The sequence below is a fragment of the Cupriavidus sp. PB-02 genome (assembly GCF_058252315.1).
This window is the reverse complement of sequence record NZ_CM177694.1, coordinates 747,360-770,727: the sequence shown is the minus strand read 5'-3', so window position 1 is coordinate 770,727 and position 23,368 is coordinate 747,360. Positions and strand designations below refer to the sequence as shown.

Genomic DNA, 23,368 nt, shown 5'->3' with positions numbered 1-23,368 from the left:
GTCAGCGGGGGCGGCGCGCGCCCATCAGATACCAAACCGCCGCCAGCGCCTGCAGCACCACCAGTCCGCTCCATGCCGCCAGGTGCGCTGCCTTCGGATATTGGCCACCGGTAGCCGGCCACAAATCCAGCACGAAGCCGACCCCGACCTGGCAGGCAAAGGTCGCGAGGAACACCGTCAGCGTCAGCGCCGTGGTGGCGCGGCCGATCAGCGCGTCCGGGAAGCTGCGCGCCAGCACCGCATAGGTCAGGATGCCGCTCGAGCCGAACACGCCATAGGCCGCCCACAGCAGCGCCGGCGGCAGCGGCACCTGTGCCATCAGTAGCACCTGGACCACGATAAAGCCGGTCATGCCCGCACCGGCAAAGGCGTACAGGCTCACGCCAATCCGCTCCAGGTGGCGCGCGGCCCAGCCCGCGCCGACGCAGCCGGCCATCATCGCAAAGCCGATCACCGAGACCAGTCGCGCGCTGGTGGCGGGGCCGAAGCCAGCCACGTCGCGCATAAAGGCCCCGACCCACAGCGTCTGCACCGCCAGGAACACGCCCTGGTTGAGCAGCGTCAGCGGCACCACGCGCCAGAAGCGCTCGCTCGCCAGGATCTGGCGCGTGCCGCGCAGCTGTTCGCGCAGGCTTTCCTTGCCGGCGCGCGGCTTGTCGGGCACGCCGAACCACAGCAGCACCGCCATCGCCAGCGAGACGCCCGCCAGCCCGGCGCTGACCGTGCGCCAGTCGGTGAGCGACAGCAGCCACGACAGTGGCGTGCCGACCAGCACTGCGCCCAGCCCGCCGATGGCCATCACCACGCCATTGAGCAGCGGCATGCGCGACAGCGGGAACCACATCGACAACGCCTGGATGGCCGCGCCCAGGCACACCGATACGCCCACGCCAATCAGCAGCCGGCCAGCGGCCAACCCGGCCATGCCGGGCGCCATCGCGAACACCAGCGAGCCGGCCACCGCCACCAGCAGCATCGCCGCCTCGGTGCGGCGCGGGCCGTAGCGGTCCAGCAGGATGCCCGCCGGCAGCTGGGCGCAGGCAAAGCCGAGGAAGTAGAAGCTGGTGAGCAGGCCCAGGTCGCCGGCATTCAGGCCCAGCTCGCGCGTCAGGTACGGCGCAAAGCCGAGGTTGACCCCGCGGAACACATAGGAGACGAGAAAGCCCAGCGAGAACACCGCCAGCACGCGCCAGCGGGCCCGGGCGGGCTGCGCAGCGGGTTGCAGGTCCGGCGGCGCGGAAGACAAGTCAGGCGTCGTGGTGGTCGTCATGGCCTGCATTGTCTTCCCCATTCCGGTGCAAGGCCAACGAAAGATACCCGCCGCAATTGTGAGTAGAATTTGACGGCCATGGCCAATTCTCCCGGCAGTCGAGCCGGTCGCCCCGTCCACCTGCCGCCCCTGCAAGCGCTACGCGCGCTCGAGGCCGCCACGCGCCACCGCAGCTTCTCGCGCGCGGCGGAAGAGCTGGCACTCACCCACAGCGCCATCAGCCACCATATCCGCGGGCTGGAGACCAGCCTGGGCACCAAGCTGTTCCAGCGCACCGGCAACCAGATGACGCCGACCAGCGCCGGCGCGCGGCTGGCCGAGCAGGTGCGCGGCGCGCTCGACAGCCTCGAAAGCGCGCTGCGCGAGGCCGGCAACAGCGCCGCCCCGCCGGTGGTGCGGCTGCAGGTCAGCGTGATGGCCGACCTCGCCAATGCCTGGCTGATCCGCCGGCTGCCCAGCCTGCACGCGCAGGTGCCGTCGCTGGACCTGCACCTGCGCCTGCACGCCGAGATCACGCCGCCGGACCCGTACAGCGTAGACGTGGGTATCTGGCACCAGCGCATCGACCTGCCCGGCTTCGAGTGCCACAACCTGATCGAGGATCATGTGATCGCGGTGGCCAGCCCGGCGCTGCTGGCGCGCTACCCCGGCTTCACGCTGGCCGACGTGCCGCGCCTGCCGATGCTGCGCTTTGCGCTGCGGCCCTGGCGCGACTGGCTCGAAGCCGCCGGCCTGCCCGGCGACGAGCCCGAGCGCGGCCCGATCTTCCAGGACGCCGGGCTGATGCTGCAGTCCGCGGTCGCCGGGCTGGGCGTGGCGACCGCGCGCGCGCAGCTGGCGCACGACTATCTGGCCAGCCGCGAGCTGGTGCAGATCGGGCCCACCCGCATCCCGTCGAGCCTGCAGTACTGGGTCACCTGGCGCGAGGGCAATCCGCGCGAGAAAGCGATCCAGCAATTCCACGCGTGGTTGCAGGAACAGGTGCGCCAGGGAAGCGCTGCCAACGAACGCTGCCGGCGCTGACAGTGGCGGGCAGTTTCATTCCTGAAATTGATTCGCCCGCCGATGTTGGCAATACGAATCATTTTCGTCCACGCAAGCAAAATCAACGGGTTGGCGTCTTACGCGAGCTGAGCGGCGGTGTGTCAGCGGCGTGCACATCAAGGGCGCCTACTGGCCCCGAGTTTCACAAATGCAACCATATTTCACGCCGGGCCCACCGCCTTGAAAAATCTGCCCACCCCATCCAAACAGATGAGAAACGGCTGGGGCCGTCGTGCCTCGATTCGTGCAAAGGCCTGTCAACGTGGCGTTTATCTCAGCCCGACCACGCCTGCGCGGGGCGCGCGGCGCCAAAAGGCTGAGGTCTTTCCCGCTGCGCCGGGGCTGTGGCCGGGGTACACGCTTCACGCCGTTGTAACGAGGATGAAACTCCTGGACGAGATCACCCGCGTGCAGCATCAGAGCCCTGGCGCCCTAACCTTTGAAATCCGGCCTCCCCTCTTTAGGATGGCCTTCAGCGGCGCTAAGTATCGTATGACGCACCTACGGCGCGCTGAGCGTGCGTAACACGTCCCATAACAATTCGGACAGATGCTGCATCGCAACACAAAATGGCCAGTCGACGTATCAAAAACGGAACGTAATAACTCGCCGAGGCCTGGCCACAACTGGCCGGAAATTCGCCTTTTCCTTTGCTATCAACGATTTAGCCCGCTCTGGCACGTTCGTCGCACTTATGTCCGCGCGAACAGAAGCCCGGAACAGGGGGACGACTGGAACCGAAGCGGCAACACAGTGGCACGGGGTCGCCGAAGATCAGTTTCAGTACGATCCCCGCAAACTCCCAGGGCGGGATTCGGGCTGGCGCTGTAAGCGAGGGGTCACGCGGCAGGGACTGGCCCGCATCGGTGGACACCTTGCCGTGGCCGCCGGCAAGGTCAGAAGGAGGTCTTTCAGGGACACGGGCCGCAAGCTTGCGTGAGCGGCCCGTGAAGCCTGGAAACTGCGCGTCGCCACGGCAAGCCGGGCGGCATACAGAAAACAAGACAGCCGCCCGGCATCGCCGGAGCGCCTGACAAAACGGGGTGTAGCGAAGGCCTGCCATGCAGGCGCAGCGAAGCAGCCGCCGTCGCGACCGACGCCATCATCAGGGGCGAGGCCGCGACGGCGGAGGGAACGGGCCGGTCAGCCCGTGCAGCGCGGCGCCCGGGCGGCAAGAGAACAAGTTTTCGGGAGGGTGCCGGGCCGTGGCAACGTAACGATGCGGCCGGCGCAAGCCTTAGCAGTACCGAAGCCAGTGACGGCATCCGCCGGCGCCGGCTTCGTCAAAAAAAATCCGGGGAAATCGTATGAGCGCATATGCCAATCGTCCGCTGCTGTACCTGTCGCAGCACCATGACGCCATGCTATGCAGGCTACTCGCACAGCGGGGCTGGAAGATCAGCTTCGCGTCGAACCTGCACGACCTCAATGCGCTGCCACACGGCGCCCAGCCCATCGCCGCCCTGCTCGACCTGCACTGTGGCTTCAGCGATGCCGAGCTGGAGTCGTTCGAACCCTGGCTCTCGCAACCCCAGATCGGCTGGATCGGCATCGTCGCCAGCCGCGATGCGCTGACCGACGCGGCGCGCCGCCTGCTCGGGCTGTACTTCGTCGACTACTACACCGCGCCGTTCGAGCCCGCCGACCTGGCGCACTCGCTCGGCCATGCGCAGGGCATGGCGCAGCTGCGACCCGGCGTGCAGCGCCCGGTGGCCGGCACCACGCGCGCCGACGGCATGATCGGCAACTGCTCTGCCATGCAGACACTGTTCCGCGGCATCGAGAAGGTGTCGCGCTGGGATACCCCGGTGCTAATCTCGGGCGAGTCCGGCACCGGCAAGGAACTGGCCGCGCAGGCGATCCACCGCGCCTCCGAACGCGCGCAGAAGCCCTTCGTCGCGGTCAACTGCGCCGCCATCCCGCCCACGCTGCTGATGTCCGAGCTGTTCGGCTACGAGCGCGGTGCCTTCACCGGCGCGACCAAGCGCAAGCCCGGCCGAATCGAGATGGCCCAGGGCGGCACGCTGTTCCTCGATGAAATCGGCGACATGCCGCTGGAGAGCCAGACCAGCCTGCTGCGCTTCCTGGAGACCGGGCGCATCGAACGGCTGGGCGGCACCGAATCGGTGGAGGTGGACGTGCGCATCATCTCGGCCACGCACGTGGACCTGGAAGCGGCGATCGCCGCCGAACGCTTCCGCGGCGACCTCTACCACCGCCTGTGCGTACTGCGCGTGCGCCAGCCCCCACTGCGCGAACGCGGCAGCGACATCATGCTTATCGCCGAGCACGTGCTGGAGGGCGTGCGCAAGCAGTCGCCGGCCCGCATCCGCGGCTTCTCGCCCACCGCGCTGCGCGCGATCCAGCTGCACAACTGGCCGGGCAATGTGCGCGAGCTGATCAACCGGATCCGCCATGCCGCCGCGATGTGCGAGGACGGCGTGATCCAGCCCGCCGACCTGGAACTGGCCGCGCCCGTGGAGGAACGCCCGATGACGCTCGCGGCGATCCGCGAGGCGGCCGAGCAGCATGCCATCATCGAGGCGCTGCAGCGACATCATGAGCGGCTGATCGATGTAGCGGCAGAGCTTGGCATCTCGCGCGTGACGCTGTTCCGGCTGATGCGGGATTACAAGCTGCAGGTGAAGAAGGGGGATCTGGGGTTGATCTGCGTGCAGGGCTAGCCGATCCATCGCGGAGGAGCCGACCGATGTCACCTGATGCCTACCTTGAGATGGCCGAAACCGAAGCCTGTCACTGGTGGTTCCGGGGGCGGCGCGAAATCGTCGCCACGATTCTGTCCGGCCTGGCGTTGCCGCGCAACGCTTCCATCCTGGAAATCGGGGCAGGCACCGGCGGAAACCTTGAGATGCTCTCGCGCTTCGGCAATGTCAGCGCTGTGGAAATGGATGGCACTGCCCTGCGGCTGGCACGCGAGAAGGCCCTCGGCGCCTGCGACATCCGCAGCGGCAGATGCCCTGACGACATGCCATTCGCGGAGCACAGCTTCGACCTGGTTTGCCTGCTGGACTGCCTTGAACACATTGCCGACGACGCCGGGTCGCTGGACTGCGCGGCAAGGATGCTAAAGCCAGGCGGAGCCGTGCTCATCACCGTGCCGGCCTACCAATGGCTATGGAGCGCCCACGACGTTTTCCTGCATCACCAGCGCCGCTACAGCAGGCGCTCGCTGCATGCGCTGGCCACGCGCTGCGGCATGCGCGTGCAACGGATGTCCTATTTCAATACGCTGCTGTTTCCGCTTGCGGTTGCTGCCCGCGTCGGCGACCGGCTAAGCGGCAACCAGAAGGCAACGGGAGCGGGCCTCCCGCCCCAACCCGTCAACCACGCCTTGCACCGCCTGTTCAGCACGGAACGCCACTGGCTGGCACGCGGATCGCTGCCGTTCGGCATTTCCCTGATGGCCGTCATGCGCGCATCGTGAACGCCAGCACCGCCGCGCCCGAACTGCGCCGGGTCACACGCTTCCTGGTATCGGGCGCCACCTCGACGGGCGTGCATGTCGCCATCACCGCGACGCTGGTCACCGCGCTGGCGACCTCACCGGTCACGGCAAACTGCGTGGCCTTTGTGTGCGCGACAGCCTGCTCCTATCTGCTCAACACCCTGTGGAGTTTCTCTTCACAGCTGCGCCACCGGACCCTGGGCCGCTTTGCCGGCGTATCCCTGCTCGGGCTGTGCCAGACCATGGGCATTTCCTGGACCGCCCAGTACGTGGGGGCCAGCTATTGGGTGGGCCTGGCCTGCGTCGTGGTGACGGTGCCGGTCTTCACCTACCTTGCGCACCGGGCCTGGACGTACCGGGATTAGGCATCGCCACGCGGCCAGGCCGCAATGCATCAGCGGCATCAGCGGCCGCTGCCCACTTTCCCGCGGTCGATCCGGATCACGCGCCTGCCGGAAGCGATCAGCCGGTCCTGACCGGTTTCCTGGTAGCGACGCCGCACCAGGTAGATCGGCCGTCCCTTGGCTTCATCATAGATGCGGCCGACATACTCGCCGACCACCCCCAGGCCGATCAGCTGTATGCCCCCCAGGAACAGCAGCACTGACAGCAGCGATGCATAGCCCGGGACATCGACCCCAAGGATCAGGGTCCGCGCCACGATAAAGCCGCCGTAACCGAAAGCGCCAAGCGCGATCACGATGCCGATATAGGTCCAGCTGCGCAACGGCATGGTGCTGAAGCTAGTAATGCCCTCGAGCGCAAGATTCCACAAGCGCCAGCCAGAGAACTTGGAACGCCCCGCGCTGCGCACTGCGCGCTCATAGGGCACGATCACGGTCCGGAAGCCTACCCACGCGAACAGGCCCTTCATGAAGCGATGCCGTTCCGGCAGTTGCTTCAGCGCATTGATCACGGCGCGGTCCATCAGGCGGAAGTCGCCGACGTTCTCGGGGATCTTCAGGTCAGACAGGCAGTTGTGCACGCGGTAGTAGGCAGCCGCGCTCACCCGCTTCAGGAACGAGTCGCTGGCCCGGCTGGTGCGCTGCGCCAGGACCACCTCGGCGCCTTGCCGCCAGCGCTGGACCAGCGTGGGGATCAGCTCGGGAGGATCCTGCAAGTCAGCGTCGAACGGGATCACGGCATCCCCGGCCGCTTCATCGATACCGACGGTCAGCGCGGCTTCCTTGCCGAAGTTGCGCGTCAGGTCGATGACGCGGATGCGCGCGTCGCGCCGCGTCTCGACCAGCAGCCGGGCAAGCGTATCGTCCGTGCTGCCGTCATTGACGCAGACGATCTCGAAGTCAGTCGCCGGAATCGCTTCCAGGATCGGCACCACACGGGTGAAGAACGCATGCAGCGCGGCCTCCTCGTTGTAGAACGGCACCACCAGCGACAGCAGCTTGGATTCAAAGTTGACCATGATCTGCTTCCTCCACGGCGCGCGATGCCGCGCGCCTCGTCATCAGGCATCACACGATGCCTTGCCCGTCCGTTCCTGCCGGATTCGCCATACGCCCAGCGCCAGCGCCAGCATCAGGCCCAGCGGCATCGGCTGGAAGCCGATCCACCCGCCCAGCGACATGCCGTACAGCGGCAGCAGCCACAGCAGCACCAGCAGTTCGCGCTCGCCGCGCAACCAGCCATTGCGGTGGCCATGCGTTCCCAGCCAGGCAATGGCCAGGCCGAGGAAGGCGAGGTCGTAGTCCCAGAGATAGGCTGGCACCAGCAGCCCGGCGCAGGCCAGTACCGCGGCGCGCAGCGCGAAGCTGCACGGCCGCGACCAGGCATAGATCACCGCAGCCAGCGCCGCTGCCGCGACCATGGCGTGCAGCGCGTAGGACAATGCCAGGCTGCCCGACAGCGCCTTCACCGCCACGAACACGGTCGGCATGCGTTCGAATAGCACGGCGCCCTTCTCCAGTTCAGCGGCGGCACGGCCGGCGTTGCCCAGGAAGGCGACGAAGGGCTCGGTGCCGAATGCCAGCAGCGCTGCCAGCGCAAGCGCCAGCGCCGTGGCCGCCATCGCGCCCAGCGCACGCCAGTTGCGCGCGCACAGCAGTGCCACCGGGAACATCAGCGCAAGGTGCGGCTTCACCGTGACCAGCCCGAGCAACACGCCGGCTAGCACCGGGCGCGAGCGCAGGCAGGCCAGCGCCAGGCCGGCGCAACCCGCCAGCCATAGCGCGTTCTGGCCGCAGGCGAGCACGACGGCGATTCCAGGGAAGGCCATGCCGGCCAGCCATGCCTCGCGCGGAAGCGTGCGGCACAGCGCCCACGCATACCAGCCGGCGCCGCCGGCGAGGAAAAGGAACGTCGCCAGCCCGTACGGCAGCAGCCCGAAGGCCAGCACAAACAACAGAAAGGTCGGCGGATACAGCCACGGCAGTACACCGTAGCCGAGGGCAAGGTTGGGCACGGTAGCAAGTTCTACCTGCCACAGCATGGCGTAGTCGTAGGGCGCGGCAGCGCCGTTGGCCAGCGCCAGCTTGGCTGCGCTCCAGAACACGACGAAATCGCCGCCGGGAGCGAACACGCCTGGCACCTGCAGTGCGCAGGCGCGGAAGCTCCAGATGCCGAAATACAGTGCATAGCAGACCAGCGCCACACGCGAGTACAGGCGCAGGCGGCCGAGGTCGAGCCAGTGGGCGGCGGGCGCGCGGCGCGTGCCCTGCCCGGGCGTGACCGGCTGCATGGATATCTGCGTCATGGAAGGCCCCCGTTCTCTTGTCCGTGCGGGCTGTCTGTGTACGCATTGCGCAGCCGCTACCGGCGGCAATGGGGACGCCCTGTTTTCGCTTAGTCTTGTTGCGCCAAGGCATTAACGCAAGACACGGGGAGAGCCCGCAGCCCGGCTGGCGTGAAATGAAACACGGTGTGGGCCACCGACGTTTCGCTTCTGAATCACGACCCCGGCGCATGCCCGGAAGCCGCCGCGGGCAAGGGATTGCGGGATGCCACCGGGGGCCGGAAGGAGGCATCGCGACGCAGCACGTGAGAGGCTGACGTTTCTATCCGGAAACGTCGGTCCCCCAGGCAGGCGGCTCGTCCATCTGTCGGCCGGTGGCGCGTGACCCACCACTGCCCATCCCTCGCGCTCATCCAGGCGCGGTAGGCGTCGCAGCGATCCTCATGCTTATGGTTGAGCCGCGCACCCGGCCGCCGGCCTTGCGCACCGTGTCGGCTCCAATCAGCCCTAAGCCAAAAGTCGCGTCATCCGAAATCCGTTGCCGCACAAGCGTTTCCAGGTGGCAACGAGCGCCGGCCGAAACCCCGCTTTTGGCCTTGCGCCGGCGCCGGCCAGCTTGCACCGCTGCCCGCAAAGCCTTATGCCGCAACGGTTTCCGCCAGGCTGGCCCACGCTTTGCCTATGCCAGGCATGCGGCGCACCGCCAGGAGCACCGCAACTGCCGACACAGCGATTGCCGACAGCAGACGTACACAAGGGGAAATTAACCATGCCAGCTGACCGCCAGCCCGCGATTCCGCGCCGCTATGCCGCACAGGCCGCCTGTGCGCGCCGCGGCGGCAGCGTGCAACCACGCGCCTTAGCATCCACCGGCAACAGCCATCACGCCGCACGCTGCATGCATGCCTCCGCCGAACGCCGGCTGCAGGCACGCAGCCCGCGCGGCGCACGCGCCGGCGCCGGGCGCTGGCCCTTCCATGCCTGCGCCACCTGCGCGCCCCCGAGCAGCCGCTTTACCCGACCCTGAACCCGTAGTTGTGTTTCAAGCAAGTCCAGAAGCCCGCGAGGGCGCTTTTCCACAGAAGGAGAATGTCATGCAAACCCTGACCCATACCCTGAAGCAGTTTGTCCGCGACGAAGAAGGCGTTACCGCCATCGAGTACGGCCTGATCGCTGCGCTGATCGCTGTCGTGATCATCACCACGGTGCAGACCGTGGGCACCAACCTGAGTTCGGTCTTCAGCTTCATCGGCGACAAGCTCAAGCTGCCGGCCTGATCGAAGCAGCACGGTCCGTGCGGGTGTGGGCGGCGAAGCCCGTCGCCCTACACCCTGCCCGGATTTCAAGTAGACCCAGTTCGGAGACTGCCATGCCGGGCCTGATTGCACTGTGGAGGGCTTTTCAACGCGATGAACAGGGCGTGAGCGCAATCGAGTACGCGCTGATCGCTGCGCTGATTGCCATGGCCATTGTTACCGCTGTCGGCACCCTGGGCACAAGAGTCAAGGCGCTCTACGAAATGGTCGTGGCAGTCATGCCCGCCATGCCCTGAATCAAGAGGAACGCCATGCACACCACCTCGGCGCTCTCACCGTATATCGGCCCGATCGCCATCGCGATCGTGCTTGCCGCGGCAGCCATCGACCTGCAGCACCGTCGCATCCCGAACTGGCTGACGTTCGGTGCGTGGCTGCTTGCCCTGCCGGCACAGCTGGTAATTCATGGCCTGGGCAGCGGGCTATCTGGCTGGGCGCTGGGCTGGCTCACCGGCCTGACCGTATTCCTGCCGCTGTATGCGCTGCGCGGCATGGCCGCCGGCGACGTCAAGCTGATGGCGGCCGTGGGCGCATGGCTCGGGCCGTCCATGGCGCTGCAGATCGCGCTGATGGCTTTCCTGCTGGGAGGGGCCTGGGCGCTGGCACATGTCTGCTGGTTCCGCCACGGCAGCCAGGTGGTGCGCAATATCGCCGGGATTGTTCGCGGCAAAGCGCACGGTCCTTCGGTCGGCTCCATGCCCTACGGGGTTGCCATCGCCGCCGGCACGCTGGCCCTGCTCTTTGCCAGCGCATGACGCGGGACACGGTACCGTGGCAGCCAGAGGCTGCTGCCTGAACAACGAGAACGCACACCAGAAAGCGAACGGGGAACAGCAATGATCGAGCATCACGAAACAGCCCAGGCAGCGCGGCATCTCGAGCCGGTGCCGTCAAGCGCCAGGAGCGCGCACGCCGATCACGGCGCGCCGGTACCGCCGTGGCACGTGCTGCCCCGGAGCATCGCCGATACGGGGCTCGACATCTCGCTGCTGCTCGGCCTGCTGCTCAAGGCCGCCTACCTGCACCGCAGCGTCACGCTGGCGGTGCTGACCGATACGCTGAAGCTGCCCGCCACCGTCGTCAACGAAGTGGCCGCCGTGGCAGTGCGCGAGCGCCTGCTGGAGATCGCGCACCGCGGCGCCAGCGACCTGGACGTGCGCTTCCGCCTGACCGACGCGGGCTACACCCGCGCGGCTGACGCCATGGCGCGCAGCAGCTACACCGGCGCGGCGCCGGTCACGCTGGACGCCTACCTCGACGCGGTGCAGCGCCATTCGGTCAGCCACGCGTCGGTGACCAAGGCCGATGTGACCGCGGCCTTCCATGACCTGGTCATCCCGCTGCACCTGCTCGACGCGATCGGCATGGCGCTGAACACCTGCCGCGCGCTGATGATCTACGGCCCGGCCGGCAGCGGCAAGACCTACCTGGCGCAGCGCCTGGGCGCGCTGTTGCCCGGCGCGGTGCCGGTGCCGCACGCGATCACCGTGGCAGGCGAAATCATCCAGGTGTTCGATCCGCTGGTGCATAAGCCGTTCGACGACAGCGAGGCGTCGCTGGCGCACCGCTCGCTGGACCGTCGCTGGATCCTGTGCCACCGCCCGGTGGTTCTGTCCGGCGGCGAACTGACCCTGTCGATGCTGGACCTGCGCTATGACAGCACCTCCGGCTTCTACCAGGCGCCGCCGCACATGAAGGCCAACAACGGCATCTACATCATTGACGACCTGGGCCGCCAGCTGGTAGGCGTGACCGAGCTGCTCAACCGCTGGATCGTGCCGCTGGACCGCAACGTCGACATGTTCTCGCTGCGCACCGGCGTGCGCTTCTCGGTGTCTTTCGATGTGTGGCCGGTGTTTTCCAGCAACCTGGAGCCCGCCGATCTGGGCGACGATGCCTTCCTGCGCCGGCTCGGCAGCAAGCTCTATGTGGGGCCGCTGACGATCGACGACTACCGCGAGGTGTACCACCGCACCGCCGCCGACTTTGGCCTGTCCAGCACCGAAGCTGTCTTCGACTTCCTGGTGCAGAGCCTGCACTACGAGGGCGACACGCCGCTGCTGGCCTGCATCCCGCGCGACTTGTTGCGGCTGGTCGCGTCCGGCGTGCGCTACCACGGCCACGCCGCGCACGTCACCGAAGAAGCCTTGCTGATTGCCTGGCAGAGCTACTACGGGCTGCGGCCGGCACCCGACATCCCCGGCATGGGACATCGCTGGCCGGGCGGGCACCGCACCGCGGGCTGACACGGCAACCACCACACACCGATCACTGCAGGGAGAGTCATCATGAAAAACACACGCGCAATCCTGATGCTGCTGATTGCCCTCGTCGCCGGCGTGGCGGCGGTGGTGTCGGCATCGCGCTGGCTGGTCCAGCAATCGTCCAGCTCGGTGCGGCAGGTGGCCGTTGCCGCCGCCGACCTGAACCTGGGGCAGCCGCTCAATGGCAGCCAGCTGCGCCTGGTGAGCTGGCCCTCGGGTAGCGTGCCGCCGGGCGCGTTCGAAGACCTCAAGGAGCTGGAAGGCCGCGTGGTGCGCACCAGCCTGCAGCGCGGCGAGCCCATCCTCGACGCCAAGCTTGCGCCGATCGGCACCAAGGGCGGCCTGTCCGCCGTGATCAACGACGGCAAACGGGCCATCACCGTGCGCGTCAATGACGTAGTCGGCGTGGCCGGCTTCGCGCTGCCGGGCAACCACGTCGACGTGATCGTCAATACCAACGAAGAGGCCAAGAGCACCCAGAACGGCAGCATCTCCAAGATCGTGCTGGAGAAGATCCTGGTGCTGGCAGTGGCGCAGCAGGTCAGCCGCGACGACACCCAGCCCAAGGTGGTCAACGCCGTTACGCTGGAAGTCACGCCCGAGCAGGCCGAGAAGCTGGACGTGGCGCGCAGCGTAGGCACGCTGTCGCTGGTGCTGCGCAACCAGATGGACGTGGCCGACATCAACACCGGCGGCGCCACCAAGGGCACGTTGCTGGGCAAGGTCCCGGAACCGGCGCCGGTCAAGGTCATCACCCAGACCGCCACGCGCACCGTGGTCAAGACCCGCACGGTGGCAGCACAGCCCGCCCGCGGCAACTGCATTGGCGTGCTGGCCGGGATGCAGGGCGGTCTCGAGTGCTTCTGACCAGCCCGTGACCCTGACTGACATGACGGACAACGAATCCTGATCAGCATCACCTCTCCGGGGGGAGATTCAAAATGAAACAGAAAATGACCGAAGCCGCCGGCAGCACCCGCACCCTGGTGCTGGCCGTGATCCTCTGCACCCCGCTGGCCGTCGCCGCGCAGGTCGCCATGGAGGCGGGCAACCTGACCAAGACGACCACGCCGGCCGCCGCCAAGGCGCCCGCGGGCCCGATGCAGATGACCATCAGCATGACGCCCGGGGCGCCCGCCACCGTCGCGCAGAACTCCGCCCCGGCGCCCATCCCGGCCGCCGAGGCGCGCGGGCCGAACTGCACCGGCGCGATCCGCAACGAATCCAGCGTGGTGGTGCCGGTCGGCAAGTCGCAGCTGATCCCGCTGCCCGAGGCCGTGCGCAACCGCACGCTGGGCAACCCGAACGTGGTGCAGGCCACCATGGTGTCGCCGCAGACGCTCTACGTGCTGGGCCGCAGCGTGGGCACCACCAACATGATCGTGCAGGGCCGCAGCGGCTCCTGCAGCATCATCAACGTGGTGGTCAATGCCGATGCCGGCGGGCTGCAGACCTCGCTCGGCCAGCTGCTGCCCGGCGAGCCCGGCATCCGCGTGATGACCGCCGCGGACAACCTGGTGCTGACCGGCAGCGTCACCAACGCCCAGTCCGCGCAGATGGCCATGGACATCGCCCAGGCCTACGTCAACGCCGCGCAGGCCGAAGGCAGCAAGAAGGGCGGCGTGCTCAACATGATGTCGGTCGATACGCCGCAGCAGGTGATGCTGGAAGTGAAGGTCGCCGAGGTCTCCAAGACGCTGCTGAACCAGCTCGGCTCGACGGTGAACCTGCAGGGCGGCTTCGGTTCGTGGACCGGCGGCCTGGTGACCTCGCTGCTGACCGGCGCCTCGACCGCGATTTTCGCCAGCAAGGCCAATAACCGGCCCTTCGATATCGCCCTCGATGCGCAGAAGAACGATAGCCTGGTCAAGATCCTGGCCGAGCCCAACCTGGTCACCATCAGCGGCCAGGAAGCCAGCTTCCTCGCCGGCGGCAAGATCTATATCCCGGTGGCGCAGGCCAATGTGCTGAACGGGGCCGGCACCGTCACGCTGCAGGAGGAAGAGTTCGGCGTGGGGCTGAAGTTCACCCCCACCGTGCTGGCCAACGGCCGCATCCACCTGAAGGTGGCACCGGAAGTGTCCGAGCTGTCGCCCACCGGCGCCACCGTGCGCGGCAGCAGCCTGACCGGCCAGACCGTGCTGCCGGTGATCACCACGCGGCGCGCCTCCACCACCGTGCAGATGCGCGACGGCGAGAGCTTTGCCATCGGCGGCCTGCTGCAGGACAGCGCACGCGGCTCGCTGAAGGCACTGCCGGGTGCGGGCGAAGTGCCGGTGCTGGGCACGCTGTTCCGCAGCACGCAGTACCAGCAGGACCTGACCGAGCTGGTGTTCATCATCACGCCGCGCCTGGTCAAGCCGATGCAGACCAACAACTACCCGCTGCCGACCGACAGCTTCTCCACGCCGAACCCGCTGTCGCTCTACTTCATGGGCAATATGGAAGGCCGCGGCAAGCCCCTCCCCATCCCCGCACCGGCGCCGTCGCAGCCCGCCGCGCCGGCCGCAGCGCCCGCCACGGCGCCGTCGGCACCGCGCAGCGAAACCGCGACCGGCACCTCGGTCTCGATGGGGCCGGTGCCGACGGGACGGCCGCTGGATGAGCCCGCCGCACCTGCAGCGGCGCCGGCAGCCGCGACAGCAATGCCGCCGGTCGCCGAAGTGCCGACACCAGCCCAGGCGCCCGTCCGCAGCATCGCGGCCGCCCCGCCAGCCGACGACGCCGCCGCCGCGCGCATCGCCCGCATCGAAGCCACCGCCGCGCGTCTCGCGCAGGCACGGACCGCCGGCACCGGCAGCCACACCGCCTCGGGCGGCAACTGATCCGCCGCGCCCACAGGAGAACCATCATGAGCAAGACCCTCAAGCTTTCGCGCGGCGCCGCCGCCCTGGTGCTCGGCAGCCTGACCTGCCTGACGCTGTCGGCCTGCATGACCTCGACGCCGGTCTGGGACAGCCAGCGCGGCGTGGCGCTGGCCACGGTCACGCAGCTGCAGATCATCAACCCCGACGCGCCGGCCGGCCTTCCCACAGTCACCGGCACCGACGGCAAGACCGCGGTAGCGGCGATGAGGAACTTCGACCGCTCACTGTCCAGGAATCAGCAAAACGGCACGCCCGCCATGACCATCGACTTCGGCGCCGGCGGCTACGGCGGCGTGGGCATGGGCGGCAACGGTTCGCGCTAGCAGATCACGGGGGAGCGCCATCATGACCAGACCCAGGCTTCAGGGCACCACGCTGGCGCGCCGCCACGCGCGGCAGCGCGGCGCCGTCGCCATCATCATGGGGCTCATGATCGTGGTGCTGGTCGGCTTTATCGGCCTGGCGCTCGATCTGGGCAAGCTGTACGTGGCCAAGAGCGAGCTGCAGAACAGCGCCGATTCCTGCGCGCTGGCGGCGGCGCGCGACCTGACTGGTGCCACGCCGCTGATGGTGTCGGAAGCGGCCGGCATCACTGCCGGCTCCCGCAACCAGGCCCTGTTCCAGAAGGAGCAGGTGCAACTGGTGGCCAGCGACAGCGTCACCTACACCGATTCGCTCGACAACCCCTTCCTCGACAAGGACTCGGCCACCTACCCGCTGGACACCATCAAGTACGTGCGCTGCGACGTGTCGCGCACAGGCATCGCCCACTGGTTCGCGCAGGTGCTCAACGCCCTGCCCGGCGTCAATATCGGGCCGAGCACGGTGGCTGCCTTCGCGGTCGCGACCACCACGTCCGCACAGACTGCCTGCGCGATCCCGGTGTTCGTGTGCCGCCCCGACACCGCCACCCCGCCCGTGCCCGGCGGCTACACCATCGGCCAGTGGCTGACCACCAAGGCCGGCACCGAGGACAAGGACAGCGTGGCCTATGGCGGCGGCAACTTCGGCTGGGCCGACCTGACCGGCGGCACCAGCGCCAAGGAGATGGCCAACCAGCTCAAGGGCGCGGGCCAGTGCAACCTGCCCGCGCTGGGCGCGCAGATCGGCACGACCGGGGAGAAGGCCTCGCTGTCCGACGAATGGAACAGCCGCTTCGGCATCATCAAGTCTGGCAAGACGCTGGGCGTGACTGACTTCACCGGCTTTACCTATACCGACGCCACCTGGATCGCCAAGAGCAACGCCTACGACGGCAGCTCGACCGACAGCCTGGGCAACGCGCAGCCCAACTTCCTGGCCGCGCGCAAGGCCTACAACGCCTACCAGGGCGACGCCACCACGAAGCTCGACACGCAGGGCAGTGCCGCCGCCAAGTCCGTCTACGAGGCCGGCGCCGACCGCCGCCTGGTGCTGGCGCCGATCGTGGACTGCACCACACTCGCCACGCCGGGCGCCCACAAGATCCCGGTCACCGGCTGGGCCTGCCTGCTGATGGTCGAGCCCATGCAGAAAGGCGGGAACAACAGCACGGTGCGGCTGGAGTACCGCGGCGATTCGAGCATGGCGGGCAGCCCCTGCGCCACGCAAGGGATGCCGGGCGCAGGCACCGGTGTCGGGCCGCTGGTGCCGGTGCTGGTGCAATAGGAGACGACGATGAAACGGCTCTTGACATCACACAAGCGCCAGCGCGGCGTGGCCGCCGTGGAATTCGGCATCCTGCTCGCGCCGATGGTGCTGATGGCCTGTGGCGTGGCCGAGTTCGGGCGCGCGATCTACCAATACGACACGCTGACCAAGGCCACGCGCACCGCAACGCGGTACCTGTCGCAATTCTCGCCGGAGGACGTCACCTATCCGGCCGCGGAGGCCAAGTGCCTGGCGGTGTATGGCAACAGCGCCTGCTCCGGCACCCCGCTGGCGCCGGGGCTGACCACCTCCATGGTCGTGATCTGCGACCGCGTGGATGCCAGCGGTTGCCCCGGCCAGTCGTTCAACAACGTCAGTACCTACGACAACCCGGGCGGCACCGGCACCCCGGCGGGCACGGTGAACCTGGTCGCCGTCAGGATCACCGGCTTCGCGTATTCGCCGATGCAGTCCTATATCAATGTGGCCGGGCTGACCTTCAGCGATATCTCCACCGTCATGAGGCAAGTGCTATGAGACCGCTCGCCCTCCCCCGCCGCGCCAGGGCGCGCCAGCGTGGCGCCGCGATCGTGGAATTCGGCCTGATCGCGGCCGTGTTCTTCACGCTGCTGATCGGCATCGCCGAGTTCTCGCGCGTGCTGTTCTACTGGAACACCGCCGCCGAAGTGACGCGCCTGGGTGCGCGCATGGCGGTGGTGTGCGACGCCGGTGACGCCGTCATCAAGAACCGCATGCGCGACCTGCTGCCGCTGCTGCAGAACTCGAACATCAGTGTGGCCTACGAGCCCGCCGGCTGCGATTCGGACGCCGCCACCGCCCGCTCCACCTGCCAGAGCGTCACCGTCAGCGTCGCCAACGTCACGGTGGCCACGGTGATCCCGCTGGTGCCGCTGAGCCTGGGCATGCCGCCGTTCACGACCACCATGACGCGCGAAAGCCTGCGCACGTCGACCGGTGGCACGGTATGCAGCTGACAAACGGCGGCCACGACGCCATCCGCCCCCTTACATCGCACCCGAGCATCGACCAGAGCATTGCGAGGACATCATGCTGAAGATCCTGATCGCATCCGAAGACGCCGAACGGCTGGCCGAGATCAACCGGCTTAGCGCCGCGGTCGGCAACTTCCAGGCCATGTCGCTGCAGGAAGGCCTGGCGCGCTTCCCGTATCACGCCAGCCGCCTGCGCATGGCCGACCTGCTGATCCTGGAGCTGCCGGCCATCGGCACGGGACAGATGCTGGCCATCGAGACCCTGCGCCAGCAGCACCCTGACCTGCCCTGCATCCTGGTCACGCCGGCGCCCGGCTCCGAGGTGCTGATCAAGGCCATGCGCGCCGGCATCCGCGACGTGCTGTCGTGGCCGCTGGACAAGGGCCAGCTGGCCGAAGCGCTCAAGCGCGTGGAGGCCACGCATGTGCCGCGCGCACGCGAAGCCGCGCAGGTGATCTCGGTGATCTCGTGCAAGGGCGGTGCCGGCACCAGCTTCGTCGCCGCCAACCTGGGCGATGCGCTGGCGCGCCACCTGACCAAGCGCGTGCTGGTGGTGGACCTGAACCGGCATTTCGGCGACCTCACCCACCTGGTCAGCGACAAGGCGCCGCCGTCCACGCTGCCCGACATCTGCAGCCAGATCGACCGGCTGGACGCGGGCTTTCTCGATGCCTGCCTGGTGCACGTGGACAACGGCTTCGATGTGCTCGCCGGCGCCACCGACCCGGTCAAGGCCAGCCAGATCCAGAAGGACAAGCTGGAGTGGATCCTGTCGGTGATGCAGCCGAACTACGACTTCGTGATCTTCGATATCGGCCAGAGCATCGATCCGCTGTCGATCGGCATGCTGGACCACAGCGACCGCATCTGCGTGGTGGCCGAGCCGGCCATTGCCTACGGGCGCCCGGGCCGCCGGCTGATCGACATCCTGCGCGCGCTGCACTACCCCGCCGACAAGATCCGCCTGGTGCTGAACCGCACTGGCCGCAAGACCGAGATTCCGCTCGCGACGGTGGAGGAGATCTTCGGCATGAAGGTGGCCTTTGCCCTGCCCGACGACCCTGCTGTCGTGGACGAGGCCGTCAGCCACGGCGAGCCCGTGGCCAAGCTGAGCCGGCGCAGCGCCATTGCACGCGCCCTGCAGGCCATGGCCACGCAACTGGCGGCCTCGCCCGAAGCCGAACGGCGCCCGCGGCCCGAGGCGGTGTCACCGTTGCGCCGGCTGATGCTGCGCGCCAGGAGCGCCTGAGCGTCCGGCGGAATCCATCCGAACAGAAACAGATAACGAGGGGAACCCATCATGTCCATCCGCGAACAACTGGCCGGTGCCGGCCCTGCCTTCAATGCCAACGGCCACGCCGCGATCCAGTTCGGCGGGCAGGCCACCGCCTCCGCCTCGCCCGGCTACCACGCGCTCAAGCGCGACGTGCACGAGACCGTGCTGGATCGCGTCGAGCTGGAGCGCCTGGCGCGCTTTCCGCAGGAACAGGTCAGGCAGGAGATCGGCACGCTGGTCAACCTGATCGTCGACGAACAGAAGGTACTGCTCAACGACAATGAGCGCCGCCAGCTCACCGTCGAGATCTACGACGAGATGTTCGGCTTCGGCCCGCTCGAGCCGCTGCTGAAGGATCCCACGGTGTCCGACATCCTGGTCAACACCGCACGCCAGACTTACGTGGAGCGGCGCGGCAAGCTGGAGCTGACCGACGTGGTGTTCTACGACGACGCGCACCTGATGAAGGTGATCGAGAAGATCGTCTCGCGCATGGGCCGCCGCATCGACGAAACCAGCCCGATGGTGGACGCGCGCCTGCCCGATGGCTCGCGCGTCAATGCCATCATCCCGCCCTCGGCCATCGACGGCCCGCTGCTGTCGATCCGGCGCTTCGCGGTCAATCCGCTGCAAGTGTCCGACCTGGTCAACCTGCGCAGCCTGACGCCGCCGATGGCACAGATGCTGCAGGCGCTGTCGACGGCCAAGGTCAACGTGCTGGTGTCGGGTGGCACCGGCAGCGGCAAGACCACGCTGCTGAACATCCTGTCGGGCTTTATCCCCGAGGACGAGCGCGTCATCACCATCGAGGACGCGGCCGAGCTGCAGATGCGCCAGCCCCACGTGCTGCGCCTGGAGACGCGCCCGCCCAATATTGAGGGCAAGGGCGAGATCAACCAGCGCGCGCTGGTGCGCAACGCGCTGCGCATGCGCCCGGACCGCATCATCCTGGGCGAAGTGCGCGGCGGCGAGGCGCTGGACATGCTCAACGCGATGAATACCGGCCATGAAGGCTCGCTCACCACCATCCACGCCAACACCCCGCGCGACGCGCTGACGCGGCTGGAGAACATGGTCAGCATGGCCGGCCTGACCATGCCTGCAAAAGCCATGCGCCAGCAGATCGCCTCGGCCATCACCGTGATCGTGCAAGCGGCGCGCATGACCGACGGGCGGCGCAAGATCATCAGCATCTCGGAGATCACCGGCATGGAGGGCGACATCATCAACATGCAGGAGATCTTCACCTTCCAGCGTACCGGCGTGGACAAGGACGGCACGGTCCGCGGGCATTTCCGCGCCACCGGCGTGTATCCCAAGTTCTCCGAGCGGCTGCGGGTGTTCGGCGTGGGTCTGCCGGACGAGACCTTTGACCCCGCCAAGCGCTACGAAGTCTAATCCGGCTGCCCAGATACAACGACAAGCAACCCCGGGGAGATACACATGAGTACGATCTTCTACGCCTTCGGCATTCTGCTGTTTGTTGCCGTGGTGCTCTGCGTCGAGGGCATCTACCTGTGGTGGAACAACGCCCACGGCCCGGCGGCCAAGCGCATCGAGGCACGGCTGCGGGCGCTGTCCGCGGGCGGCCACGTCAGCGCCGAACGCCTGTCGATCCTGAAGAAGCGCATGCTCAGCAACTCGCCGCGCATGCAGCGGTGGCTGATGAGCGTGCCGCGCATCGGTATGCTCGACCGCTGGCTGGAACAGTCCGGCAGCACCTGGTCGGTGGCGCAGCTGCTGGGCTACTGCGGTCTGGTGGTGCTGTGCGCGGTGGCGCTGATACCGCTGCTCCCGGTTCCCGTGCCGTTCATCCTGGCCGGCGCCGCGCTGGCGGGCTTGCTGCCCGTGCTGCATGTAATCCGGCAGCGCCATAAGCGGCTCACGCAGATGGAAGCGCAGCTGCCGGATGCGGTCGACATGATCAGCCGCGCACTGCGCGCGGGCCACGCGTTCAGCGGCGCGCTGGGCATGGTCGGGCAAGAGATGAAGGCGCCGATCGGGCCGGAGTTCCGCACCACCTTCGAAGAGATCAACTACGGCGTGGCGCTGGACGAGGCCATGACCAACCTCGCCATCCGTGTGCCGATCAACGACCTTCGCTACTTCGTCATCGCGGTGCTGATCCAGCGCGAGAGCGGCGGCAACCTGGCCGAGATCCTCGACACCATCGGCAACCTGGTGCGCGACCGCCTGAAGCTGTTCGACAAGATCCGCGTGCTGTCGGCCGAGGGCCGGCTGTCGGCGTGGATCCTGGGGCTGCTGCCGTTCTGCACCGCCGGGCTGATCCTGGTTGTCAACCCGGGCTTCATGCGGGTGCTGTGGGAAGACCCGCTGGGGGTGCGCATGATCGGCGGCGCGCTGTTCTCGATGGTCATGGGCGTGCTGTGGATGCGCAAGATCATCCGTATCCGGGTATGAGGCGGCACCGTGCAACGTCACAAGCGGCGGCGCTATAACAAGCAGGGACAGCCATCCTGACGGGAGTCCATCATGCAAGGCATTATCCAGGGGTTTCAGGCAGATCAGCTGATCTTGCTTGGGCTGATATTCGTGGCGGCGTTCGGCATGGTGTTCGGCGTGCTGCACGTGTTTTCGCCCGACCGCATGCGGGGGCGCATGGAGCAGCTCGCGGGCCAGGCGGGGAGCGTCGCGCCGGACGCGGGCAAGGTGCAGGCCTGGGTCGACAAGCTGGTGCAGTGGTCCAAGCCCGTGTCGCGGCTGTCGCTGCCCAAGGAAGGCTGGGAGAACTCGCAGCTGCGCGTGCGCTTCATGAACGCCGGCTGGCGCAACACCAGCGCCGCGCCGCTGTACTTTGCCGCCAAGACGGTGCTGGCGGTGGCGCTGCCGATGATCGGGCTGATGGCGCTCAGCGGCCAGCCGGCCATGCAGGAGCGCAACATTATGTTCGCGCTGCTGGCGGTGCTGGGCGCCATCGGCTACTACCTGCCGAACGTGGTGCTGGCGCGCAAGGTGTCACAACGGCAGCGCACCGTGTTCGAAGAATTCCCCGACGTGATCGACCTGCTGACCGTGTGCGTGGAAGCCGGCCTCGGGCTCGATGCGGCGCTGATGCGCGTGGCCGACGAGCTGGCGCTGCGCTGCCCGGTGCTGGCCGACGAGCTGCAACTGATGCTGCTGGAGTTGCGCTCCGGCTTCTCCAAGGAAAAGGCGCTTTCGAACCTGTCGCTGCGCACCGGGGTGGAGGACGTCGACAAGTTCGCCTCGATGCTGATCCAGGCCGACCGCTTCGGCACCAGCCTGGGCGAGTCGCTGCGGGTGCTGTCGGACATGCTGCGCACCAAGCGTCGCATGCGGGCCGAGGAGCAGGCGGCCAAGATCGCACTCAAGCTGCTGTTCCCGCTGATCTTCACCATATTTCCCTCACTGCTGCTGGTGCTGCTGGGACCGGCGTTTATCCAGATCTATCGCGTCCTGTTGCCGACGATGGCAGGACAGGGTGGATAGTACTCACGGGTAACCAATTGCGGTTCCCCCGGCTGTCTCCCGGCGCAATGCCGGCCAGACAGTCCCTTGCCCGGACCTGGTTCCGGGCTTTTTTGTTTACGGGCCAAACCGGCACGGGACTTGACCGGAGCGGCAGGCTTCTAAAGAATGCAAGCAATTCCCCCGCCGACCTCGCCCCGGAGTCCCCATGAAGCTACGCATCCTGAGCGACCTGCATATCGAGCACAACATGCCGCAGTCGGTACCGGACTGCGACGCAGACATCGTGGTACTGGCCGGCGACATCGCCAACGGCCGCGACGGCATCGACTGGGCGGCACGCACCTTCAGCCAGCCGGTGGTCTATGTCCCCGGCAACCACGAGTACTACGAAAGCAATTTCGACACCGTCGACCGGTTGATGGCGGAAGCCGCCGCCGATCACTCCGGCATGCAAGTTCTCAACGGTTCGGTGGCCGAGTTCAGCGGCGCGCGCGGGCGCGTGCGCATCCTCGGCACCACCTGGTGGACCGACTACACGCTGTTCGGCAACGACCGGCGCGAGGACGCGATGCAGGCCTGCGCCGCAGTGATGCTGGACCACCGCCTGATCGAGCTGGCCGGCGACGACGGCCGCGCGCGGCACTTCACGCCGGAGGACGCGCTGGCGCGCCACCAGGCCGCATCGGCCTGGCTTGCCGCCCAGTTGGCGCAGCCCTTCGACGGCAAGACGATAGTAGTCACCCATCACGGCCCCGACCTCGGCAGCCTGGACCCGCGCTATTCGCATGACCTGGTTTCCGGCGGCTTCCTCTCGCGCCGGCCCGACCTGGTGGCGCAGGCCGACCTGTGGATACACGGCCATACCCACACCAGCTTCGACTACTGCATCGACGATTCGCGCGTGGTGTGCAATCCGCGCGGCTATGTCAGCCGGCGTACCGGCGAGCTGGAGAATCAGCGCTTCGACTGGTGTTGCGTGGTCGAAGTCTGACGCCGCGGCGCGCGCCTTCAGCGGGCACCGTTCAAAATAAAAACCCCCGCGGGCTCGCACCCGCGGGGGTTCTTGTCTGACAGCCTGCCGGCA

General features: G+C 67.6%; 23 protein-coding genes. 20 read left to right on the top strand and 3 right to left on the bottom strand.

The genetic code is table 11. The features are described 5' to 3' along the window. Window position 1: 1 nt before the first annotated feature. Entirely contained in the window at window positions 2-1,279 is a 1,278-nt protein-coding gene (locus AC10V3_RS03685; RefSeq protein WP_349608951.1) for an MFS transporter, read from the bottom strand. A 69-nt stretch (window positions 1,280-1,348) separates the two neighbouring features. Between AC10V3_RS03685 and AC10V3_RS03680 the strand changes: the two genes are divergently transcribed. The 4 genes from AC10V3_RS03680 (at window position 1,349) to AC10V3_RS03665 (ending at window position 6,145) form a co-directional block, all read left to right on the top strand. Continuing rightward, window positions 1,349-2,293 (top strand): LysR substrate-binding domain-containing protein, encoded by a 945-nt coding sequence (locus AC10V3_RS03680; protein ID WP_454751614.1) that lies wholly within the window; start codon window positions 1,349-1,351, stop codon window positions 2,291-2,293. 1,328 nt (window positions 2,294-3,621) lie between these two features. Continuing rightward, window positions 3,622-4,998: a sigma-54 dependent transcriptional regulator gene (locus tag AC10V3_RS03675; protein WP_349608947.1), complete on the top strand. Its 1,377-nt coding sequence runs from the start codon at window positions 3,622-3,624 to the stop codon at window positions 4,996-4,998. 26 nt (window positions 4,999-5,024) lie between these two features. Then, window positions 5,025-5,759: a class I SAM-dependent methyltransferase gene (locus tag AC10V3_RS03670; RefSeq protein WP_349608945.1), complete on the top strand. Its 735-nt coding sequence runs from the start codon at window positions 5,025-5,027 to the stop codon at window positions 5,757-5,759. Beyond that, on the top strand, window positions 5,756-6,145 hold the full coding sequence (locus AC10V3_RS03665) for a GtrA family protein (protein ID WP_349608943.1): 390 nt from the start codon (window positions 5,756-5,758) through the stop codon (window positions 6,143-6,145). The genes AC10V3_RS03670 and AC10V3_RS03665 overlap by 4 nt, the downstream gene beginning before the upstream one ends. 38 nt (window positions 6,146-6,183) lie before the next feature. On the opposite strand, the gene AC10V3_RS03660 is transcribed toward AC10V3_RS03665, so the two are convergent. Continuing rightward, window positions 6,184-7,203: a glycosyltransferase family 2 protein gene (locus AC10V3_RS03660; protein ID WP_454751613.1), complete on the bottom strand. Its 1,020-nt coding sequence runs from the start codon at window positions 7,201-7,203 to the stop codon at window positions 6,184-6,186. A gap of 42 nt (window positions 7,204-7,245) precedes the next feature. Then, window positions 7,246-8,490, bottom strand: coding sequence for a glycosyltransferase family 87 protein (locus AC10V3_RS03655; protein ID WP_349608939.1), 1,245 nt, complete (start codon window positions 8,488-8,490; stop codon window positions 7,246-7,248). Between the two features lie 748 nt (window positions 8,491-9,238). Between AC10V3_RS03655 and AC10V3_RS03650 the strand changes: the two genes are divergently transcribed. From AC10V3_RS03650 to AC10V3_RS03575, 16 genes are all read left to right on the top strand, one after another. Continuing rightward, window positions 9,239-9,496, top strand: coding sequence for a hypothetical protein (locus tag AC10V3_RS03650; protein ID WP_349608937.1), 258 nt, complete (start codon window positions 9,239-9,241; stop codon window positions 9,494-9,496). A 67-nt stretch (window positions 9,497-9,563) separates the two neighbouring features. Beyond that, window positions 9,564-9,746: a Flp family type IVb pilin gene (locus AC10V3_RS03645; protein WP_349608935.1), complete on the top strand. Its 183-nt coding sequence runs from the start codon at window positions 9,564-9,566 to the stop codon at window positions 9,744-9,746. Between the two features lie 92 nt (window positions 9,747-9,838). Further along, window positions 9,839-10,021 (top strand): Flp family type IVb pilin, encoded by a 183-nt coding sequence (locus AC10V3_RS03640; protein ID WP_349608933.1) that lies wholly within the window; start codon window positions 9,839-9,841, stop codon window positions 10,019-10,021. 15 nt (window positions 10,022-10,036) lie between these two features. Further along, the gene (locus AC10V3_RS03635) at window positions 10,037-10,540 is read left to right on the top strand and encodes an A24 family peptidase (protein ID WP_349608931.1); all 504 of its coding nucleotides are present in this window, start codon (window positions 10,037-10,039) and stop codon (window positions 10,538-10,540) included. An 81-nt stretch (window positions 10,541-10,621) separates the two neighbouring features. Continuing rightward, window positions 10,622-12,031 carry a DUF8689 domain-containing protein gene (locus AC10V3_RS03630; protein WP_454751612.1) on the top strand — a complete coding sequence of 470 codons (1,410 nt, stop codon included), beginning with the start codon at window positions 10,622-10,624 and terminating at the stop codon, window positions 12,029-12,031. A gap of 42 nt (window positions 12,032-12,073) precedes the next feature. After that, window positions 12,074-12,916, top strand: a complete 843-nt coding sequence (cpaB, locus tag AC10V3_RS03625) for a Flp pilus assembly protein CpaB (protein ID WP_349608927.1) — start codon at window positions 12,074-12,076, stop codon at window positions 12,914-12,916. Between the two features lie 74 nt (window positions 12,917-12,990). Beyond that, window positions 12,991-14,874: a type II and III secretion system protein family protein gene (locus AC10V3_RS03620; RefSeq protein WP_349608925.1), complete on the top strand. Its 1,884-nt coding sequence runs from the start codon at window positions 12,991-12,993 to the stop codon at window positions 14,872-14,874. 26 nt (window positions 14,875-14,900) lie between these two features. After that, window positions 14,901-15,239: a hypothetical protein gene (locus AC10V3_RS03615; protein WP_349608923.1), complete on the top strand. Its 339-nt coding sequence runs from the start codon at window positions 14,901-14,903 to the stop codon at window positions 15,237-15,239. Window positions 15,240-15,261: 22 nt separating this feature from the next. Then, on the top strand, window positions 15,262-16,563 hold the full coding sequence (locus tag AC10V3_RS03610) for a pilus assembly protein TadG-related protein (protein WP_349608921.1): 1,302 nt from the start codon (window positions 15,262-15,264) through the stop codon (window positions 16,561-16,563). 9 nt (window positions 16,564-16,572) lie between these two features. Further along, a complete protein-coding gene (locus tag AC10V3_RS03605; protein WP_349608919.1) occupies window positions 16,573-17,082 on the top strand; it encodes a TadE/TadG family type IV pilus assembly protein in 510 nt (169 codons plus the stop codon). Further along, entirely contained in the window at window positions 17,079-17,540 is a 462-nt protein-coding gene (locus tag AC10V3_RS03600) for a TadE/TadG family type IV pilus assembly protein (RefSeq protein WP_349608917.1), read from the top strand. Before AC10V3_RS03605 ends, AC10V3_RS03600 begins: the two co-directional genes overlap by 4 nt. A 73-nt stretch (window positions 17,541-17,613) precedes the next feature. Further along, window positions 17,614-18,807 (top strand): CpaE/TadZ family protein, encoded by a 1,194-nt coding sequence (locus tag AC10V3_RS03595; RefSeq protein WP_349608915.1) that lies wholly within the window; start codon window positions 17,614-17,616, stop codon window positions 18,805-18,807. Window positions 18,808-18,858: 51 nt separating this feature from the next. Continuing rightward, on the top strand, window positions 18,859-20,232 hold the full coding sequence (locus tag AC10V3_RS03590; RefSeq protein ID WP_349608913.1) for a TadA family conjugal transfer-associated ATPase: 1,374 nt from the start codon (window positions 18,859-18,861) through the stop codon (window positions 20,230-20,232). A gap of 45 nt (window positions 20,233-20,277) precedes the next feature. After that, the gene (locus tag AC10V3_RS03585; RefSeq protein WP_349608912.1) at window positions 20,278-21,255 is read left to right on the top strand and encodes a type II secretion system F family protein; all 978 of its coding nucleotides are present in this window, start codon (window positions 20,278-20,280) and stop codon (window positions 21,253-21,255) included. Window positions 21,256-21,327: 72 nt separating this feature from the next. Further along, complete coding sequence (locus AC10V3_RS03580) at window positions 21,328-22,302, top strand: type II secretion system F family protein (protein ID WP_349608910.1); 975 nt, start codon at window positions 21,328-21,330, stop codon at window positions 22,300-22,302. A gap of 187 nt (window positions 22,303-22,489) precedes the next feature. After that, a complete protein-coding gene (locus AC10V3_RS03575) occupies window positions 22,490-23,275 on the top strand; it encodes a metallophosphoesterase (RefSeq protein ID WP_349608908.1) in 786 nt (261 codons plus the stop codon). Window positions 23,276-23,368: the final 93 nt, after the last annotated feature.